Source organism: Streptomyces sp. NPDC059524 (assembly GCF_042749255.1).
Lineage (GTDB): Bacteria > Actinomycetota > Actinomycetes > Streptomycetales > Streptomycetaceae > Streptomyces > Streptomyces xanthii.
This window is the reverse complement of sequence record NZ_JBHYTK010000031.1, coordinates 12,800-31,245: the sequence shown is the minus strand read 5'-3', so window position 1 is coordinate 31,245 and position 18,446 is coordinate 12,800. Positions and strand designations below refer to the sequence as shown.

The 18,446-nt window shown below is 72.5% G+C and carries 18 protein-coding genes; 10 read left to right on the top strand and 8 right to left on the bottom strand.

Going from position 1 to position 18,446, the window contains the following annotated elements; translation table 11 throughout:
- Nucleotides 1-128: 128 nt before the first annotated feature.
- The gene (locus ACFW9D_RS12020) at nt 129-1,373 is read right to left on the bottom strand and encodes a nucleotide disphospho-sugar-binding domain-containing protein (RefSeq protein WP_188341824.1); all 1,245 of its coding nucleotides are present in this window, start codon (nt 1,371-1,373) and stop codon (nt 129-131) included.
- 140 nt (nt 1,374-1,513) lie between these two features.
- Between ACFW9D_RS12020 and ACFW9D_RS12015 the strand changes: the two genes are divergently transcribed.
- Nucleotides 1,514-2,491: an aromatase/cyclase gene (locus tag ACFW9D_RS12015; RefSeq protein ID WP_384620730.1), complete on the top strand. Its 978-nt coding sequence runs from the start codon at nt 1,514-1,516 to the stop codon at nt 2,489-2,491.
- A 34-nt stretch (nt 2,492-2,525) separates the two neighbouring features.
- Here ACFW9D_RS12015 and ACFW9D_RS12010 read toward each other — a convergent pair whose 3' ends face one another.
- Nucleotides 2,526-3,749, bottom strand: coding sequence for a serine hydrolase domain-containing protein (locus ACFW9D_RS12010; RefSeq protein WP_384620727.1), 1,224 nt, complete (start codon nt 3,747-3,749; stop codon nt 2,526-2,528).
- A 145-nt stretch (nt 3,750-3,894) separates the two neighbouring features.
- Here ACFW9D_RS12010 and ACFW9D_RS12005 point away from each other — a divergent pair, with 145 nt between their 5' ends.
- Genes ACFW9D_RS12005 through ACFW9D_RS11965 form a run of 9 tightly spaced genes read left to right on the top strand, consistent with a single transcriptional unit; the run spans nt 3,895 to nt 12,391 of the window.
- Entirely contained in the window at nt 3,895-5,340 is a 1,446-nt protein-coding gene (locus ACFW9D_RS12005; RefSeq protein WP_384620724.1) for an NDP-hexose 2,3-dehydratase family protein, read from the top strand.
- Between the two features lie 11 nt (nt 5,341-5,351).
- A complete protein-coding gene (locus tag ACFW9D_RS12000) occupies nt 5,352-5,624 on the top strand; it encodes an acyl carrier protein (protein WP_188341828.1) in 273 nt (90 codons plus the stop codon).
- The gene (locus ACFW9D_RS11995; protein ID WP_384620721.1) at nt 5,621-6,574 is read left to right on the top strand and encodes an LnmK family bifunctional acyltransferase/decarboxylase; all 954 of its coding nucleotides are present in this window, start codon (nt 5,621-5,623) and stop codon (nt 6,572-6,574) included. The genes ACFW9D_RS12000 and ACFW9D_RS11995 overlap by 4 nt, the downstream gene beginning before the upstream one ends.
- On the top strand, nt 6,571-6,837 hold the full coding sequence (locus ACFW9D_RS11990; RefSeq protein WP_188341829.1) for a phosphopantetheine-binding protein: 267 nt from the start codon (nt 6,571-6,573) through the stop codon (nt 6,835-6,837). Before ACFW9D_RS11995 ends, ACFW9D_RS11990 begins: the two co-directional genes overlap by 4 nt.
- Entirely contained in the window at nt 6,834-8,099 is a 1,266-nt protein-coding gene (locus ACFW9D_RS11985) for a hydroxymethylglutaryl-CoA synthase family protein (RefSeq protein WP_188341830.1), read from the top strand. The genes ACFW9D_RS11990 and ACFW9D_RS11985 overlap by 4 nt, the downstream gene beginning before the upstream one ends.
- The gene (locus ACFW9D_RS11980; protein WP_384620718.1) at nt 8,090-8,857 is read left to right on the top strand and encodes an enoyl-CoA hydratase/isomerase family protein; all 768 of its coding nucleotides are present in this window, start codon (nt 8,090-8,092) and stop codon (nt 8,855-8,857) included. Before ACFW9D_RS11985 ends, ACFW9D_RS11980 begins: the two co-directional genes overlap by 10 nt.
- Nucleotides 8,854-9,660 carry a polyketide synthase gene (locus ACFW9D_RS11975; RefSeq protein ID WP_384620715.1) on the top strand — a complete coding sequence of 269 codons (807 nt, stop codon included), beginning with the start codon at nt 8,854-8,856 and terminating at the stop codon, nt 9,658-9,660. Before ACFW9D_RS11980 ends, ACFW9D_RS11975 begins: the two co-directional genes overlap by 4 nt.
- A complete protein-coding gene (locus ACFW9D_RS11970) occupies nt 9,657-11,363 on the top strand; it encodes a beta-ketoacyl synthase N-terminal-like domain-containing protein (RefSeq protein WP_384620712.1) in 1,707 nt (568 codons plus the stop codon). Before ACFW9D_RS11975 ends, ACFW9D_RS11970 begins: the two co-directional genes overlap by 4 nt.
- Nucleotides 11,364-11,419: 56 nt before the next feature.
- Complete coding sequence (locus tag ACFW9D_RS11965; protein ID WP_384620710.1) at nt 11,420-12,391, top strand: aromatase/cyclase; 972 nt, start codon at nt 11,420-11,422, stop codon at nt 12,389-12,391.
- 15 nt (nt 12,392-12,406) lie between these two features.
- Here ACFW9D_RS11965 and ACFW9D_RS11960 read toward each other — a convergent pair whose 3' ends face one another.
- The 6 genes from ACFW9D_RS11960 to ACFW9D_RS11935 all read right to left on the bottom strand — a co-directional run bounded on the left by ACFW9D_RS11960 (nt 12,407) and on the right by ACFW9D_RS11935 (nt 18,074).
- A complete protein-coding gene (locus tag ACFW9D_RS11960) occupies nt 12,407-13,414 on the bottom strand; it encodes a Gfo/Idh/MocA family protein (RefSeq protein ID WP_384620707.1) in 1,008 nt (335 codons plus the stop codon).
- Nucleotides 13,404-14,009, bottom strand: coding sequence for a dTDP-4-dehydrorhamnose 3,5-epimerase family protein (locus ACFW9D_RS11955; protein WP_384620704.1), 606 nt, complete (start codon nt 14,007-14,009; stop codon nt 13,404-13,406). Before ACFW9D_RS11955 ends, ACFW9D_RS11960 begins: the two co-directional genes overlap by 11 nt.
- Nucleotides 13,999-15,009, bottom strand: a complete 1,011-nt coding sequence (gene rfbB / locus ACFW9D_RS11950) for a dTDP-glucose 4,6-dehydratase (protein WP_384620701.1) — start codon at nt 15,007-15,009, stop codon at nt 13,999-14,001. Before rfbB ends, ACFW9D_RS11955 begins: the two co-directional genes overlap by 11 nt.
- 73 nt (nt 15,010-15,082) lie before the next feature.
- Nucleotides 15,083-15,988, bottom strand: coding sequence for a glucose-1-phosphate thymidylyltransferase RfbA (rfbA, locus tag ACFW9D_RS11945; RefSeq protein WP_188342028.1), 906 nt, complete (start codon nt 15,986-15,988; stop codon nt 15,083-15,085).
- A gap of 231 nt (nt 15,989-16,219) precedes the next feature.
- Entirely contained in the window at nt 16,220-17,518 is a 1,299-nt protein-coding gene (gene rfbH / locus ACFW9D_RS11940; RefSeq protein ID WP_188341838.1) for a lipopolysaccharide biosynthesis protein RfbH, read from the bottom strand.
- 154 nt (nt 17,519-17,672) lie between these two features.
- Nucleotides 17,673-18,074, bottom strand: a complete 402-nt coding sequence (locus ACFW9D_RS11935) for a DUF2461 family protein (RefSeq protein ID WP_384620697.1) — start codon at nt 18,072-18,074, stop codon at nt 17,673-17,675.
- Nucleotides 18,075-18,446: the final 372 nt, after the last annotated feature.

Below are 18,446 nucleotides of genomic sequence, written 5' to 3'. Positions count from 1 at the left end.
CGCGCGGGGGGGCGGCCCCCCCGCGCCGGGGCGCGGCGCGCGGGGCCGGGCGCGGGCGCGCGCCGGCCCGGCGGGGGGGGGGGGGCCGCCCGGGCCCCCCCCCCCCGCGGCGGGGCGCCGGCGGCCGGTCACGGGCGGTGCTTGGTGGTCAGCGTCTCCAGCACGGAGACGAACTCGGCAGGCCCCGGCGCCTGGTTGATCTCTGCGCGCAGTGCCTGTGCTCCCGTACGGAACGCGGGATCCTCCAGCAGCCGCGTGACCTGCTCGGTCAGCAGCGCGGTGTCGAGGTCCTCGGCCTCGACGACCGTTCCGGCGCCCCGGTCGGCCATGAAGCGGGCCGTGATCGCCTCGCCCCACAGCGACATCGGCACGATCAGCTGAGGGACGGCGGCCGCCGCGGCCGCCGCGAACGTGCCGCCGCCGCCGTGGTGGATGACGGCCGAGCAGCTCGGCAGCACCTGCGCCAACGGCACGTACTCCGTCAGCCGGACGTTGTCGGGGACGGACGTGACGGTGTCCAGCATCGCCTTGTGCAGGGTGGCGACCACCTCGACGTCCAGTTCGGCCAGCGCCTCCACGACCTGCGGGAAGGAGATCCCGGCCGCGTCGAAGAGCTGGCGGCCGCGGCCGCCCATGCCGAGCGTGAGCAGGACGCGCGGCTTCTCGGGGCGCTGGTGCACCCACGCCGGGGCCACCGTGTTGCCGTTGTACGACACCCGGCGGATCGGGGCGTAGTCCACGGGCAGCGGCAGTTGCAGGGCCTGCGGCATGGTGTCGACGGTGAACTGGCCGAGCAGCAGGTCCTCGGAGTACTCCAGCCCGTAGCGCTCCAGCATCGGGGCCATCAGCGCGTCCACCGGGTCCGGGGTGCCGTCCTGGCCGGCGCCCGCCTCCAGGGACTTGGCGCGCAGCCAGCCGATGTTGTCCTGGCCCCACAGGAAGCGGGCGTGGGCGGCGCCGGTGACGCGCGCGGCGACGCCCGCCGCCACGCAGAACGGGTCCCACACCACGAGGTCGGGCTGCCATCCGCGGCAGAAGTCCACGAGGTCGTCCAGCATCGGCGTGAACGTGCCCAGCATGCCGCACAGGCCCTGCCACTGGCGCTCCCACTGCGGGGCGTTGCCGGTGTCCAGGAACAGGGCGTCGCTCAGCTGGGAGAGCATCTCGAAGTTGTCGTTCCACTTCGCCGCGTCGGCGAGCGTCTCGCGGGAACCGAGCGGCACCGCGGGCAGTCCCGCCTCGGTGACCAGGTGCACGGTGTCGGGGTGGATGGCCACCCGGACCTCGTGGCCCGCGTTCTGCAGCGCCCAGGCGAGCGGAACGAGCGGATGGACGTGTGCCGTGGCCGGGAATGCGGTGAACAAGATGCGCATGACAGCGACTCCAGTCGTTCTGGGAGGTTCCGAGCCTGGTCGGGGCGGCTCGATCCCGGGTCGAGCAGGGATCGAGACCCCTGCACGACATTGCGGAGGACGACTGCCCCGAACCTGCCCCGAACCGTCTGGAGACCTGGATGACCGGCACCGGCGACCGCCTGGCGGAACTCACCGCCACGACCACTGCCTCCGCGGCACGGGCCTACGGGCTCGTCTCCGACGTGACCCGCTGGCCCCTGCTGTTCGCTCCGTGCCTGCACGTCGAGCTGCTGGACGCCGGCCCGGACGGGGACCGGTTCCGCATGTGGGTCCTGTCGGGCGACAGCGTGCGCTCGTGGACCTCGGTCCGGCAGGCCGACGACGCCGCTCTGCGGGTCTCCTTCCGGCAGGAACGGCCGGCCCCGCCGCTGTCCGCGGCCGCCGGCACCTGGCGCTTCGAGGAGTTGGGCACGAAGGAGCCCACCCGGATCACGCTCGGCAACGCCTACACGCTCACCGACCCGGCGGACACCCGGACCGAGGCCTTCCTCGCGCAGGCCCTGGAGCGGCACAACTCGGAGGAGGTGGCGGCGGTGCGGTACTGGGCCGAGCGTCCCGAGGACCTCGGCGACCTGCTGTTCTCCTTCACCGACGAGGTGGAGATCGACGGCCCGGCAGAGGCCGTCCACGCGTTCCTGCACCGGGCCGACCTGTGGCCGGAGCGTCTGCCGCACGTCACCCGGCTCGACCTCGAGACCGCCCCGGCGAGCGGGGCGGGCGAGGGCGTCGAGCAGCAGACGCTGGAGATGGACACGCTCTCCCCGGACGGCTCCGTGCACACCTCCCGTTCGGTGCGGCTGTGCTTCGCCGGCGAGCGCATCGTCTTCCGGCAGACCTCCGTGCCCCGCCCGCTGCGTGCCCACGGCGGCGTGTGGACCGTCGTCCCCGACGGTGACCGCACCCGCGTCTCCATCCGTCACGACGTGGCGCTGGACCCCGAGGCCGTCGCGTCGGTCCTGGGCGAGGGGACCACCCCGGCCCAGGCTCGCGCGACCGTTCAGGAGCTGCTGCGCCGCAACAGCCTGCAGACTTTGGAGCACGCCGGTGCGTACGCCGCCGAGCGGGCCGCCGCGTAGCTCGGCGGCAGCCGCCCGGACGCGCGCCGCGGTCTCAGAGCCCGGCCGCGCTCCGGTGGACCGCCTCCGCCACGCGCCGGGCGCGCGGGTCGAGCCGGTCGATGACCCGCGATCCGCCGTTCGGCACGTACGCGAAGGCGAGTTCGCGCTCGGGGACGGCGCAGGCGAACGAGCCCGTCGCCCCGGCCAGCCCGAACGAGCCGGCCGGTCCGGCGGACGCCGGGTACAGCGGGCCGTCGGGCAGCATCACGCCCAGTCCCCACGTGGTCGGCAGGAGCATGGTGCGGCACGGGCCGTCCGAGTGCACCCGGCGGATCTCGTCGACCAGGCCGGGCCCGGCCAGCCGGATCCCGTCCACCTCGCCGATCAGCGCGGCGAAGTAGCGGGCCAGGGAGGGGGCGTTGGCCACGCCGTCGTACGAGGCGTTCTCCAGCCGGACCCGCTTGGCGTCGTTGCCGGTGTCGGCGTCGAAGGACATGCTGCCGATGGTCGCCCGGAAGGTGAGCGACGTGGGGTCGCCGAGCGCGGCGAGGAGCTCGGCCAGGCCGCTCGTGTCCGGACCGTCGCCGGCGCCTTCCATGAGGAACTCGGCCTGGGACGGCAGCATCGTCGCCAGCCGGGGCAGTTCGGCCTCGGGCAGTCCGATCCAGCAGTCCAGCCCCAGCGGGCCGGCGATCTCCTCGGCGAGGAACTCACCGACGGTGCGGCCCGTGGTGCGCAGCACGACCTCGCTGACGATGTGGCCGAAGGTCATGGCGTGGTAGCCGTGCGCGGTGCCCGGCTCCCACTCGGGGCGGGCCGCGGCCAGGGCCTCGACGACGGGCCGGCCGGTGCGCAGCCGCTCGTAGGTGATCGGTGTGTGGTCCAGTGCCACCACGCCGGTCCGCTGGGCGAGCAGCATGCGAAGGGTGACCGACTCCTTGCCCGCGGCGGCGAACTCCGGCCAGTAGCGGGCGATCGGGGCGTCCAGTTCCACCACGCCCCGCTCGAGAAGGACGTACAGCGCGCCGGCGGCGACCGACTTGGTCGGCGAGGCCAGCACGGCGAGCGTGTCGCGCTGCCAGGGGCGGCCGGTGGCCTCGTCGGCGACCCCGCCCCACAGGGAGACCACCTCGCGTCCCCGGTGGTAGACGCTCACGCCCGCCCCGGTCTGCGAGCCGTCGCGGAAGTTCTCCGCGAACGCCCGCGCGACCTCGGCGAAGGCCGGTGCGCACTCCCCCTGGACCGCCCCCGCGGCTTCGGTCACATCGATGGTCAATGGGATCAACTCCTCGCCCGTGCATGCCATTTGACGCTCGACATTCTTTATTTTCGGGCTCGCAGCCGACTCGAACCGTTCTCGCGAACCGGTCGGGCTCTGCGTCCTGTCGAAAGTTCCCGGAAGACATCCTCTGGAGGCCCCCATGTTCTCCGACATATCGGAATTCCATCGCTGGTTCGAGCAACGGTGCGCGGCCAATTCCTACAAGGTCACCGAGACTCCCCTGGACCGCCTGGACGGCTGGTCCTTCGAGGAGGGGTCCGGAAATCTGGTGCACCGCAGCGGTCGCTTCTTCTCCGTCCGGGGACTGGAGGTGACGGACTCGGGACGGGCGGTCGATTCCTGGCAGCAGCCGATCATCGTGCAGCCGGAACACGGAATTCTCGGAATCCTGGTGAAGGAGTTCGACGGCGTTCCGCACTGCCTGCTCCAGGCGAAGATGGAGCCGGGAAACAAGAATCTGGTGCAGTTGTCGCCGACGGTCCAGGCGACGAAGAGCAACTACACCCGGGTGCACGGCGGCCGGCCCGTTCCGTATCTGGAGCACTTCCTCGTGCCGCGCAGCGGTGAGATCCTCTTCGACGCCCTCCAGTCGGAGCAGGCGTCCTGGTTCCTCGCCAAGCGCAACCGCAACATGATCGTGCGGACGCAGGAGGACGTCCCGGTCCTGGACGACTTCTGCTGGCTGAGTTTCGAGCAGATCGCCGAACTCCTGCAGACCGACGACCTGGTGAACATGGACACCCGTACCGTCCTGTCGGGTGCGACCCGGCTGCGCCGGCCGGCGGGCGTCCCCGGCGAGGACGGCTTCGAGGGTGCGCTCGCCGCGTCCTGGCAGCCGGGGCGCGCGGCGCTGCACACCACCGCCGAGCTGCTGAGCTGGTTCACCGAGGCGAAGGCGCACTGCACCCTCGAGCGGCGGCTCGTGCCGCTGGCGCGGACGACGGGCTGGTCGCTGCGCGACGGCGCCGTCGTCCATGACGAGGACCGGCACTTCAAGGTGATCGGCCTGCGGGTGGAGGCGTCGAACCGCGAGGTCTCCGGCTGGTCGCAGCCCATGATCGCGCCGCGCAGCCAGGGCGTCGTCGCGTTCGTCGCCCGACGGGTCAGGGGGGTGCTGCACCTGCTGGTGCAGGCACGCGTCGAGACCGGGGCGCTGGACCGCGTCGAGATGGCGCCCACCGTGCAGTGCCAGCCCGCCGACTACGCCGCCGCCGACGGCTCGGGGCCGGGGACGACCGCGCGGCCCCCGTTCCTGGACCTCGTCCTGGCCGCCGGTGCGGACCGGATCCGCTTCGACGCCGTCCAGTCCGAGGAGGGCGGCCGCTTCCACCACGCCCGCAACCGCTACCTGCTGGTCGAGGCCGAGGAGGACTTCCCGCTCGAGGCGCCCCCGGGGTTCGTGTGGATGACGGTGCGCCAGCTGATGGACTTCGTGCGGTACGGCAGCCACCTCAATGTCGAGGCGCGCAGCCTGCTCACCCTGCTCGGGTTCCTGCCCCAGCCCTCGAGGACAGCTCCAGCGGCTCCCGAGACGCCTTTCCTAGCCTGGCCCGAGATTGCTCGCACAGCGAGTCGAAGAGGTTGAGGAGAGAGCGAATGACGACCCTGGTGAGTGCCGACTCGATCCGCGACGAACTGCGGCCGCACCTGGCCGGCATCCTCTACTGCGAGATCGAGGAGATCGACGACGACGCCACCTTCGCGGACCTCGGCCTGGACTCCGTCCTGGGCGTGGAACTGGTCGCCTTCGTCAACACCAAGTACGGCCTGGAGGAGATCCTCGACACGGTCTACGACCACCCCACGGTCAACCAGCTCAGCGCGTACGTGAGCGGCCGGGTGGCGGACCTGGTGGCGAACGCCAAATGAGCCCCACCGGCCGGCTGAGCGACCCGGCGCTCCTCGACACGTCCTCCCTGACCCGGCGGGTCACGGTGGCACCGGGCATGTGCGGAGCCGGGTCCCTGTTCTTCGGACAGCTGGGTGACTGGACGTGGGAGGCGGTCAAGGCCGCGAGCGGCACCAACGTGTACGCGGCCCGCAGCGCCGACGGCCACCCCACCTACCTGTCCTTCTACTACTTCCGGGTGCGCGGCAGCCGTCAGGTCCATCCGTACGGCATCGGGTTCGGCGACGAGTTCGACGTCACCTCGCGGGTCTTCGACTTCGGGCCCCAGTCGGTGATGACCCTGCACCGCCTCTCCCGTCCCGGCACGTTCGGGCCGGCGGAGGTCCTCGATCCGCGGGAGCTCCACGAGGAGCGGCGCGAGGACTGCCTGTACGTGGAGAACTACAACCGCTGGATCTCCCGCTCGCACCCGGACAGCAACACGGGTCTCGTCGAGGCGTCACCCGCCGGATTCCGGCACGAGCACCTGCCGCAGCTGCCGCAGGAGTACTCGCCGCGCGGTTCCTGCGGCCGGGCCCGCAAGACGGGCACCTTCCACGAACACGGGATCCCCGGCCACACGGCCGCTCAGCCGTACACCACGACGTACACCCTGGACCGGGTGCGCGACCTCAACGGCGCCGGGCTCATGTACTTCGCGTCCTACTTCTCCATCGTCGACACGGCGCTGCTGCGCCAGTGGCGCTCCCTGCACCGGGACCCGGCCGCGTTCAGCAGGCGGACCGTCCTCGACCACCGCATGGGCTACTTCGGGAACGCCGACGCCGACGCCGAGCTCACCCTGACGGTGACGCTGTGGCGCAGCGACACCGTGCCGGGCGAGGAGATCGCCGAGGTCTCGGTCCGGGAGTCCGAGAGCGGACGGCTGCTGGCCGTCTGCTCCGTCCAGCAACTGGTGGAGGAGTCATGACCGCGCCCGTCGCCGCCGATCCGGCGACCGTCCGATCCGTCCTGGTGGAGGTCATCGCCGAGATCCTGCCGGACGTGCCCGCCCAGGAGGTCCTGGACGAGCGCAGCCTGGCGGACCTGGGCGCGGACTCGGTCGACCGCGTCGAGATCATCACGACGCTCTGCCACCGGCTCGGCAGCCGCGAGCGGGTCTCCAGGTTCGCCGAGATCCGCGACATCGGGGGCCTGATCGCCCATCTGTCCGGCCAGGGAGGCGCGCGATGACCCCCGCCACGACGGCCGGGCCCGCGCGGATCGGCATCGAGGCCCTGAACGTGTACGCGGGCGTCGCGAAGATCTCCGCCCGGGCCCTGTTCGACGCCCGCGGCCTGGACCCCGACCGCTTCGGCAACCTCATGACGGACGAGCGGTCGGTCCAGCTGCCCTGGGAGGACTCGGTCACCAACGCGGTCAACGCGGCCAAGCCGATCGTGGACGCGCTCAGCGAGGAGGACCGCGGGTCCATCGAACTCCTCGTCACCTCCAGCGAGTCGGGCCTCGACCACAGCAAGTCGCTCGCCTCCTGGGTGCACGGCCACCTCGGCCTGTCCCGGCAGTGCCGCTACATGGAGGTCAAGCAGGCGTGCTACGGCGCCACGGGCGCCCTCCAGCTCGCGGCCGGCTACCTGCGCGCGGGGCTGCGGCCCGGAGCCAAGGCGCTGATCATCGCGACCGACGTCAACCCGATGGACGAGTACGCCAAGTACGCCGAGCCCACCACCGGGCACGGCGCGGTGGCGCTGCTCGTGGGCGACAGTCCCGGCGTGCTCGCCCTGACCCCGGGCGCGTACGGCCTCAACAGCTTCGACGTCATGGACACGGCCCGGCCCGCGCCGGACTACGACCTGTACAACCCGGACCTCTCGCTCCTGGCCTACCTGGAGTGTCTGTCCGACAGCTTCCGCGCCTACGCCGACAACGTTCCGGGCACCGACTTCGCCGAGTCCTTCGACCACGTGGTGATGCACACCCCGTTCGGCGGCATGGTGCGGGCCGCCCACCGCAAGCTGATGCGCGAACAGGCGCCGCGCGCGCCCAAGCTGATCGCGGAGGACTTCGAGCGCCGGGTCGTCCCGTCCCTGCGCTACGCCCGCTCCATCGGCAACCTGTGCTCCGGCTCGATCTGGCTGGCGCTCGCCAGCCTCGTCGACCACGAGAGCGCCGAGCGCCTGGAGGGCTCGCGCCTCGGCATGTTCTCGTACGGCTCCGGCTGCGCCTCGGAGTTCTTCGGCGCGACCGTCATGCCCGGCGCCAAGGAGATCGTCGGCAAGACGGCCACGGCCGAACGGCTCGGGCTGCGGCGGGACCTGAGTTTCGCCGAGTACGAGGAGATGCTGCCGGTCACCCGCCGCATCCTGGTGCCCCGGCCGCACCGCGAGATCGACCTGGACGCGGCGGACGCCTACCTCGCCCCGTTCCGCGACCACGGCAAGCTGCTCGTGCTGGCCGGGGTCGAGGACTACATCAGGCGGTACGAATGGCGGTGACGGCCTCCGGCGCGGCCGCCCGGGTCCGCGTCGACACGGAGCGGCCACCCGTCGTCCGGGCCACCCTGGACAGCCCCGCCACCCGCAACCGCCTCGACGACGAGCTGCTCGGCGAGCTGGCCGGCGCCCTGGAGCAGGCCGAACGGACCCACTCCGCGACGGTGTTCGTCATCGACGCCACCGGCGACACGTTCTGCTCCGGCATCGCGCTCGGCGACCTCGACCAGGCCGACTGGCGGCCCCGGCTCACCGCCGTGCACGACCTGCTGCGCAGGCTCACCGACTCGCCCCTGGTCACCGTCGCCGTCGTCGACGGGGTGGCCACCGGCGGCGGCGTCGGCCTCGCCGCGGCCTGCGACCACGTCGTGGCGGGACCCGGCGCGAGCTTCCGGATGACCGAGGTCCTGCTCGGCCTCGTCCCGGCCGTGATCCTCCCGACCGTCGCCGAACGCGTCGGCCGCCACCGGGCCTACGCGATGGCCCTCGGCGCCGAGGAACTGGCCGCCGACGAGGCCGCCTCCCTGGGTCTCGCCGACCGGCGCACCGAGGACTGCCGCCGCGAACTCCAACTGCTGCTGCGACGACTGCGGGCCGCCGACCCCGGCGCCGTCCGCGCACTCAAGCGCTATCGCCGCGAGCTGTACCCCCTCGACGAGGGCCACGCCGACCGCTCGGTGCGCGTCGTCGCGGAACGCCTCGGCGACCAGCGGGTGCGTGAGCGGCTGGACACCTTTCACCGGCAAGGACTAATACCGTGACCACACTTGTGTACGGGCCCGTCGAGCTGCACGTCGAGGCGCCGGTCGCCACCGTGCGGCTGTGCGACGAGGCAGGCAGCAACCGGTTCACGCCCGAGCTGCGCGCCGGGCTGATCGCCGCACTGCGTGCGGCCGCCGCCGACCCCGCCGTCCGGGCCGTCGTCCTGGAAGGTGCTCCCGGTGTCTTCAGCGCGGGCGGCACCACCGAACGCATGCTCGGCACCCACGAGCAGCGCGTCGTCGAACTCTGGGAGATGATGCGGGCGATCGCCGACTGTCCCGTCCCGGTGATCGCCGCCGTCCAGGGCCACGCGCTCGGCGGCGGCCTGCTGCTCGCCCTGTACTGCGACGTCGCCGTCCTGAACGAGCGCTCCCGCTACGCGATGAACTTCCTCGCCTTCGGCTTCACCTCGATCCTCGGAGCCAGCCACATGCTCCCCGCCGCGTTCGGCCGGGCGCTGGGCGCCGAGATGATCTACACCAGCCGCAGCTACACCGGGCGCGAACTGCGCGACCGCGGCGCCGGGATGAAGATCACCGCTCCCGAGGCGGTGGCCGCCGAGGCGCACCGGATCGCCCTGCAGGCCGCCCAGGCCCCGCGCCCCGCGATGGAACTGATGAAGTCCCAGCTCGTGCGCACCGTGCTCGCCGAGGCCGAGGCCGCCCTGGAGCGGGAGATCCCCGACCACGAGGAGACGATCCTCGGCGAGGAGGCCAGGCGCCGCATCCGCGGCCTGCACGGCCAGCGCCTCGCCGGCACGGCCGGCGGACCGGCCCGCGACGACCGGGGGGCCGCCGCATGAGTACTCACACGGACACCCCGATCGCCGTCATCGGCATGTCCTGCCGCACCTCCGGTGCCGAGACCCTCACCGAGTTCTGGGACCTCGCGTCCCGCGCCGAGCGGCGGCTGCGGGACGTACCGGCGGACCGCTGGTACGGGCTGGACGAACAGGTCGCCGAGGCCAACACCCCGCGCGCCTTCCTCCTGGACTCCGTCGACGGCTTCGACGCCCGCTTCTTCGGCATCGCCCCCCGCATGGCGGCCTTCATGGACCCGCAGCACCGGCTGATGCTCGAACTGGCCTGGCACGCCGTGGAGAACGCGGGCCTGGACCCCGAGTCCCTGGCGGGCGAGCCCGTCGCCGTCTTCGCGGGCGCCTTCATGTCCGACTACGGCGAGCGGATGCTCGCCCGGGGCAAGCGCGCCGACGGCGCCGCGTTCCCCGGCACGATGATGGCGTTCCTCGCCAACCGCGTCTCGTACCAGTTCGGCTGGACGGGCCCCAGCATGGTCATCGACTCGGCCTGCTCGGCCGGCCTGTCCGCGCTCGGCTTCGCCGTGCAGGGACTGCGGTCCGGCGACTACCCGATGGCACTCGTCGGCTCCCCGAACCTGTTCAGCGCCGGCTACTACGCCACCAACGCCTACCTCGGCGGCGCCCTGTCCCCCACCGGCGACTCGGTGCCCTTCAGCGAGACCCGCAACGGCTACCTGCGCGGGGAGGGCGGGGCCTGCCTGCTGCTCAAGACACTGGACGCGGCGCTCGCCGACGGCGACCCCGTCCACGCCGTCATCCGCTCCGTGGGCAGCGCCCACAACGGGCGCGGCGGCGGGCTGACCGGCACCGACCAGGACTCTCAGATCTCCCTGGTGGAGCGCACCCTGGCCGCGTCCGGACTCACCCCGCGCGACCTCGGGCACCTGGAGGCGCACGGCACCGGCACCCGGGGCGGCGACGCCACCGAAATCGCCGCCCTGGCCCGGCTGCTACCCGCGGACCGGGGCCCGGCGGCGGGTCCGGACGGGAAGCTGTGGGTGGGGTCCGTCAAGGCCAACATCGGGCACCTGGAGGGTGCGGCCGGACTGATCGGCATCGTCAAGACGGTGCTCGCCCTGCAGGAGGGCACCATCCCCCGCATCGCCGGTCTCGGCACGGCCGACGCGTCCCTGCCGGTCGGCGACGCGCCCCTGGGCATCCCCGTGGAGAACCTGCCGTGGCCCGCCGGCGACGTCCCGCGCATCGGCGCCGTCAACGCCTTCGGGCTCGGCGGTTCGCTGTCCCACGCGGTGGTCGAGGAGGCGCCGCGCCGGACCGCAGGCCCCCGCGTGGCGGCGGACGAGGAGATCGTCCCGCTCTCGGCGGGCAGCGACGAGGCGGTCGCCCTGCTGGCCGGCCGTCTGCTGCGCACGCTCGACGGCACGGACGCCCCGGCGCTGGACTCGCTGGCCTGGACGCTCCAGCACGGGCGGCGGCACATGAAGCACCGCAGGGCCCTCGTCGTGTCCGACGAGGAGTCCCTGCGCACCGCGCTCACGGCCGTGGCCGAGGGCACGCACCGGCCGCCCGCCGACGGGATCGCCCGTGCGTGGGAGGACGGCGGCACACCGGACTGGCAGGTGCTGTGGAAGGACCGGGACCTGCCGCCGCGCGCCCACCTGCCCGGCACCCCGTTCCGGCGCCGCTCGTGCTGGTTCGACGACGAGGCGCCCTCCGCGCTGTGACCCCGGCCTGCGGGCCGCACCCGAGACACCGCCCCCGACCCGGAAAGAGACTTTCGATGGTGAACGAGCAGCGCGACGGGCGGGTGCACCGCACCGTGCACGAGGCGGAGACCGACGCCCCCGCGGACGTGGTGTACCGGCTGATCGCGGACACCTCCCGATGGCCGCTGTACCTCCCGCCGAACGTGCAGGTCGAACAGTTGGAGTCGACCGGTGACACCGAGCGGCTGCGCATGTGGGCCACGGCCAACGGCCAGGTGAAGTCCTGGACCTCGCGCCGGGTCCTGGACCCGGTGGCCCGCCGTATCGAGTTCCGCCAGGAGGTTCCGGCGGCCCCGGTGGAGACGGTGGGCGGCACCTGGATCGTCACAGAACTCGGGCCGGAGCGCTCCTTGCTGACCCTGCTCCACGACTTCACCGTGGCCGACGACCGCCGCGAGGACGTGGAGTGGGTCGAGCGGGCCATCGACACGAACAGCCGTGCCGAACTGGGCAACCTGTGCACCCTGGCCGCCGGCTGGGCCCGCCTGGACGAGCGCGTCGTCGTCTTCGAGGACTCCGTCCACGTCGACGGTCCTGCGGAGCGGGTCTACGACTTCCTCCACCGGGCGGACCTGTGGCCGGAGCGCCTGCCGCACGTGGACCGCCTCGAACTCACCGAGGACGAGCCGGGTGTGCAGGTCATGACCATGAACACGCGCACCGCCGACGGCTCGGCCCACACCACCGAGTCCGTGCGCGTGTGCTTCCCCGAGGACCTGCGGATCGTCTACAAGCAGACCGCGACGCCCGCCCTGATGACCGCGCACACCGGCTGCTGGACCGTCCGTCCCGCCGACGGCGGCGGACTGACCGTCACCTCCCAGCACAGCGTGGTGCTGTGCGAGGAGGCAGTCGAGGGGGCGCTCGGCGCTGGGGTCGACCTCGCGCAGGCCCGCCGTCACGTCCGGGAGGCGCTGGGCCGCAACAGCGGTGCGACGCTCCACCACGCCAAGCAGTTCGCGGAGAGCGCCGCCCTGTCCCGCTGAGCCGGCGGCCGGGTCTCAGACCGGGACCCGCACCGCCGCGTCGCGCACCGTGTCCAGCAGCCCGGCCTGCGCCACCGACTCCGCCGAGAGGAGGCGCAGGCCGGGCCGCACCGTTTCCTCCCCGCGCACGGCGGCGGCGAGGAACCGCCACACCGCCTCGAAGTGGTCCTCGGCGGGGACGGTGATCTCGCGCTGCTCGGTGCCCTCCCCCAGCCGGATCACCGGTGCGTGCCCCGGCGCCGTGGTGTACACGTGGTCCACCGACAGAGTGCCCTGGCTGCCCTGGATCTCGTACCAGGACCGGTAGTGGTGCTCCATGCCGAACCGGATCTGTGCGACCGCTCCGCCGGGGGCGGTCAGCAGTGCCGCGCCGGACAGGTCCACCCCGTGCTCTCGGCTGTCGCGCAGGCTCGCGCCCGCCACCGTCAGCCCGGTGCCCAGGAACCGCAGTGCCGCTCGCAGCGGGTACACCCCGTTGTCGAGGAGCGCCCCGCCACCCAGCCGCGGGTCCAGCCGTTGGTCGCCGGCGGGGCGCGGCGGGATGGTGAACGCGGCCGACACCGCGCGGATCTCGCCGAGCGCCCCGGACTTCAGGAGGGCGGCGACCTGACGCTGGGTGCCGTGGTGGAGGAACATGAAGTTCTCGAGCAGGACCAGGCCGCGCTCGCCGGCCAGCCTGAACAGCCGTTCGGCGTCCGCGCCGGAGGCCGCCAGGGGCTTCTCCACGAGTACGTGTTTGCCGGCCCGGAGCGCCTTCTCGGCCCAGCGGGCGTGCAGCAGCGTCGGCAGGCACAGGTAGACCGCGTCGATGTCGGTGCGGGCCAGCAGTTCCTCGTACGAGGCGGCAGCCGGGGCGTCGAAGCGGGCGCCGAAGGCCGCGGCCCGGGCCGGGTCGCGGGCGGCGACGGCGGCCAGTTCCGCTCCGGGGACGCGCAGGAGGGCGGGCAGGGTGCGGCGGGCGGCGATGTCCCCGCAGCCCAGCAGGCCGACCCGGGTCGTGGAGACGGTGGTGTCAGCGGGCATGGGACAGCGCCTCCTTCGCGGGGCGCGCCGGTGTGAAGTGCGGCAGCCGGCCGGAGGCGAGGGCCTCGGCGAGGGACGGGGCGGCCGCGTCCTTGGCGGAGCGCACGGGTGGTCCGTCGAGCTCCCAGGGGATCCCCAGTTCGGGGTCGAGGGCGTCGATGTCGACCATGGCGCCGGGCACGTACTCGGCGGACAGCAGGTAGTTCACGCAGGTGCCGTCCTCCAGGGCGAGGAAGGCGTGGCCGATGCTGCCGGGCATGTAGAGGGCGGTGCCCTCGTCGGCCGACAGCCGGGTCGCCTGGTAGCGGCCGAAGGTGGGGGAGCCCACGCGCAGGTCGACCATGACGTCGAGGACCGAGCCGCGCACGCAGGTGACCAGTTTGCTCGCGTCGGCGGGTACGTCGTTGCAGTGCAGGCCGCGCAGGACGCCCCGGTGGGAGACCGAGTTGTTGACCTGGCGGACGGTGAACGGCAGGCCGGTCCCGGCGGTCAGCACGCTCTCCTTGGCGGCTTCGAAGAAGCGGCCGCGCTCGTCGCCGAGCGGTTCGGGAGAGATCCGCCAGGTGCCGGGGATGCCGGTCTCGTCAATGCGCACGGCTGCCCGCCGCCCGCTCCTGTGCGGTGCGGGCCTTGAGCGGCTCCCACCAGGCGCGGTTGTCGCGGTACCAGGCCACGGTGTCGGCCAGGCCCTGGTCGAACGGGACCTGGGGGGCGTAGCCGAGCTCCGTGGATATCTTGGTGATGTCCACCGAGTAGCGGCGGTCGTGCGCGGCCCGGTCCGCGACCTGTCGCACCGCCGAGATGTCGCGCCCGCACAGCTCGAGCAGCCGCCCGGTGAGCTCACGGTTGGTCAGTTCGGTGCCGCCGCCGATGTTGTAGATCTCGCCGGGGCGGCCCTTGGCGGCGACCAGGGCGATGCCGCGGCAGTGGTCGTCCACGTGCAGCCAGTCCCGGCTGTTGCCGCCGTCTCCGTAGAGGGGGACGTCGAGGCCGTCGACCAGGTTGGTGGTGAAGAGAGGGATGGCCTTCTCGGGGAACTGGTAGGGCCCGTAGTTGTTGGAGCAGCGGGTCACGCAGACCTCGAGGCCGTGGGTGCGGTGGACGGCGAGCGCGATGAGGTCGGAGGAGGCCTTGGACGCCGCGTAGGGGGAGTTGGGCAGCAGCGGTTCCTCCTCGTCCCAGGAGCCGGTCTCGATGGATCCGTACACCTCGTCGGTGGACACGTGGACGAAGCGGCCCACGCCGGCCCGTACGGCCTCCTGCAGCAGGGTCTGTGTGCCGAGGACGTTGGTGTGCACGAAGGCCGAGGCGTCCTCGATGGAGCGGTCCACGTGGGATTCGGCGGCGAAGTGGACCACCAGGTCGGTGCCGGCGAAGAGCCGGGCGACGAGCGGGGCGTCGCAGATGTCCCCCTGCACGAACTCCAGGCGCGGGTCGGCGGCCACCGGGTCGAGGTTGGCGCGGTTGCCGGCGTAGGTGAGCGCGTCCAGCACCACCACCCGGGTGGGCTCCAGGCTCGGGTAGGTGCCGGACAGCAGCTCTCTGACGAAGTGCGAGCCGATGAAGCCCGCACCTCCGGTGACCAGGACACGCATCAGCGGGGAAGCCTTTCAGGAGGACGTGTGAGGGGGACGACGGGCAGGGCGGGGTGGTGGTGTCCGTCGGTGCTCAGGCGGCCGAGGAGGATTCGGCCGCCGCGGTCGCCGCGGCCCTGCGGGCGAGCTCCCGCACGTAGTTGCCGTATCCGGAGTCGCCCAGGTCGCGGCCCAGGGCGTGGCACTGCTCGTGGTCGATGAACCCCATGCGCAGGGCGATCTCCTCGACGCAGGCGATCCGTTCGCCCTGGCGCTGTTCGAGCAGCTGGACGTACTGGCCGGCCTGGAGGAGGGAGTCGTGGGTGCCCATGTCCAGCCAGGCGAAGCCGCGGCCCAGTTCGGTGAGCCGGGCCCTCCCCTGCGCCAGGTACGCCTGGTTGACGTCGGTGATCTCCAGCTCGCCGCGGGCCGAGGGGGTCAGCCCGGCGGCGATCTCCACGACGTCGTTGTCGTACAGGTAGAGGCCGGTGACGGCCAGGTTGGAGCGTGGCTTGACCGGCTTCTCCACGAGGGACAGCAGCCGGCCCTCCGCGTCGATCTCGCCGACTCCGTAGCGCTCCGGGTCGTTGACCGGGTAGCCGAACAGCTCGCAGCCGTCGAGCCGGGCCGCGGCCTGCGCGATCGTGGTGGAGAACCCGGCACCGTGGAAGACGTTGTCGCCGAGGATCAGCGCCACCGGGCTGTCGCCGATGTGCTTCTCGCCGATCAGGAACGCCTCCGCGATGCCGCGCGGCTCGTCCTGCTGGGCGTAGCTGAGCTCGATGCCCAGGTGGGAGCCGTCGCCGAGGAGGGAGCGGAACATCTCCAGGTGGTTGCGGGAGGAGATGATCAGGATGTCGCGGATCCCGGCGCGCATCAGCACCGACAGCGGGTAGTAGATCATCGGCTTGTCGTAGACCGGGAGCAGCTGCTTGGAGACCGTGCCGGTCAGGGGGCGCAGTCGGGTCCCGCTGCCGCCGGCCAGGATGATCCCCTTCATCGGGCGGCGACCGCCCTGCCCGGTGACCGCCAGCAGCGGTGCCGGACCGGACCCTGGTCCCGTCTCGCGGCCCGGAATCCGCCCCTGAACCGCGTGCTGTACGTCAATCATGGCTGCTCTCCGTAGCGTGCGGACCGCCGCGACGGCGGTCTCGGTCTTCTGCGTGTCGACTGCGGTCGGGGACGGCGGGCCGGATGCCGGGCCCGGGTGACGGCTGACGGGCCCCGGAGGTCACGGCCGGGTGGTGAACTCGCGGATCGTGGAGATCACGTAGTCCAGCATCTCCTCGGTCAGCCCCGGGTAGACGCCGATCCAGAAGGTCTGATCGGTGATCAGATCGCTGTTGACCAGCGGCTCGGCGATCCGGTGCGGCCGCTCGGCGTAGGCGGGGTGCCGGGTGAGGTTCCCGGCGAAGAAGCGGCGGGTGTGGATCTGGCGGGACTCCAGGAAGTCCACCAGCGCCGCGCGGGAGTAGGAGGCGTCCGGGTCCACGGTGATCAGGAAGCCGAACCAGCTCGGGTCGCTGTCCGGGGTCGCCTCCGGCAGCAGCAGGCCGGGCAGCCCCTCCAGGCCCTCGCGCAGTTGGCGCCAGTTGCGGCGCCGGGCCGCGCCGAACTCCTCGATCCGCTGGAGCTGGCTCAGGCCCAGGGCGGCCTGGAGGTCCGTCGCCTTCAGGTTGTAACCCACGTGGGAGAAGATGTACTTGTGGTCGTAGCCGTGCGGCAGCTTCCCCATCTGCTGGTCGAAGCGCTTCATGCACCGGTTGTCCTCGCCCGGCTCGCACCAGCAGTCCCTTCCCCAGTCGCGGAAGGACTCCACGATCCGGGCCAGGGCCAGGTTGCTGGTCAGCACGCAGCCGCCCTCGCCCATGGCGATGTGGTGCGCCGGGTAGAAGCTCGTGGTCGAGAGGTCGCCGAAGGAGCCGGTGCGCCGGCCGCGGTAGGTGGAGTCCACGGCGTCGCAGTTGTCCTCCACGAGGAACAGCTCGTGTTCCTCGGCTAGTTGGGCCACCTCCTCCACCTGGAAGGGGTTGCCCAGGGAGTGGGCGATCATGATCGCCCGCGTCCGGGGGCCGATGGCCGCCGCGATCCGCTCGGGGGTGGTGTTGTACGTGCCCATCTCGACGTCCACGAACACGGGCACCAGGCCGTTGTGGAGGATCGGGCTGACGGTGGTGGGGAAGCCCGCGGCCACCGTGATGACCTCGTCGCCCGGCTTCAGGCGCCGCTCCTGCAACTGGGGGGAGGTCAGGGAGCTGAGCGCCAGCAGGTTCGCGGAGGAGCCCGAGTTGGTCAGATGCGCCTTGCGGGTGCCGATGAACCGGGCGAAGTCCCGCTCGAAGCGGCGCGAGCTGGTGCCGGCCGCGATGCGCATGTCCAGGGCGGCCGAGACCAGGGCCAGCCGGTCGTCCGCGCTGAGCACGGCCCCGGAGACCTGGACCGGGGTGACACCGGGCTGGAAGGGGCCGGGGGTCTTCTCCTCGTGGTACTCACGGACGAGCTCCGCGATGCGTTCCTTGGCCTCGCCCATGGTCGTTCCCTTCAGATGGCGCACGGGTGACGGAATCCGAGCGTAGGGAGGGCGGGGTATCGCATTGCCTGAGTGCCGGTCGAGCCTGGGGGCCGGCCCGGAGGGGCCGGACGGGGGTCAGGGAGCGGGCGTGTTTCCGGCTCGCCTCTCGGTGTCAGGCGGCACTCTTCACGTGGCGGACCAGCCACGTCAGCAGAGCGTCCAGGTCGGCTGCGACCGCGAGGACCCGGTCGGCCGCCTCAGGCGTGTGCACCCATTCCTCGCCGCCGAGGGGGCGAGCCGCCGTCAGGGAGCGGTGGCGCAGGAGGTTCGTACGGGGATGGTCCGTCGGATATCCGCGCGGAGGACGCTTCATCACGTCCCCGCCGATGTCGTAGCCCTTCCCCCGCAGCTCCTCGACGAGGGCGGACAGTTCGCGGCCGCTCCCCTCGGCGGCCACGGCCTTGCGGAACGCGTCCACCTGGCCGGGGTCGGGGTACCACCAGGCGCCCTGGATCCACAGGCCGTCCAGGGAGAAGCGGAGGTTGATCTCGATCTTGCGGCCGAGCCGGATCACCGCGCTCTGGTTCTGCCACCACCAGGAGCCCCGTGCGGTAGTGCCAGACGGAGAAGTCCTCGTACCGGGGGTCGGCGTCCGCGACCTCGTTGAGCAGGGCGATCATCGGCTGCCGGACCAGACGCTCGCGGTCCGCGCGGCAATGCTCGCGGGTCGCGTGGGTCGGTTCGCCCTGGAGCTGCCACAACACGTCCATGGCCTGCTCGGGCCAGCCGGTGAACTGTGTGCGCATGGGCGGAGGATAGCCCGCCGTGTGCCGCCGCGTTCCGGGCCGGGAAGGTGAGCCCGGCAAGGAGGCGGGCCCGCCCCCCCGCGCGGTGGGGGGGCGCCGGGCGGCCCGTGCCGGTCGTCGGCCCGGTGTGGACCCGGGGT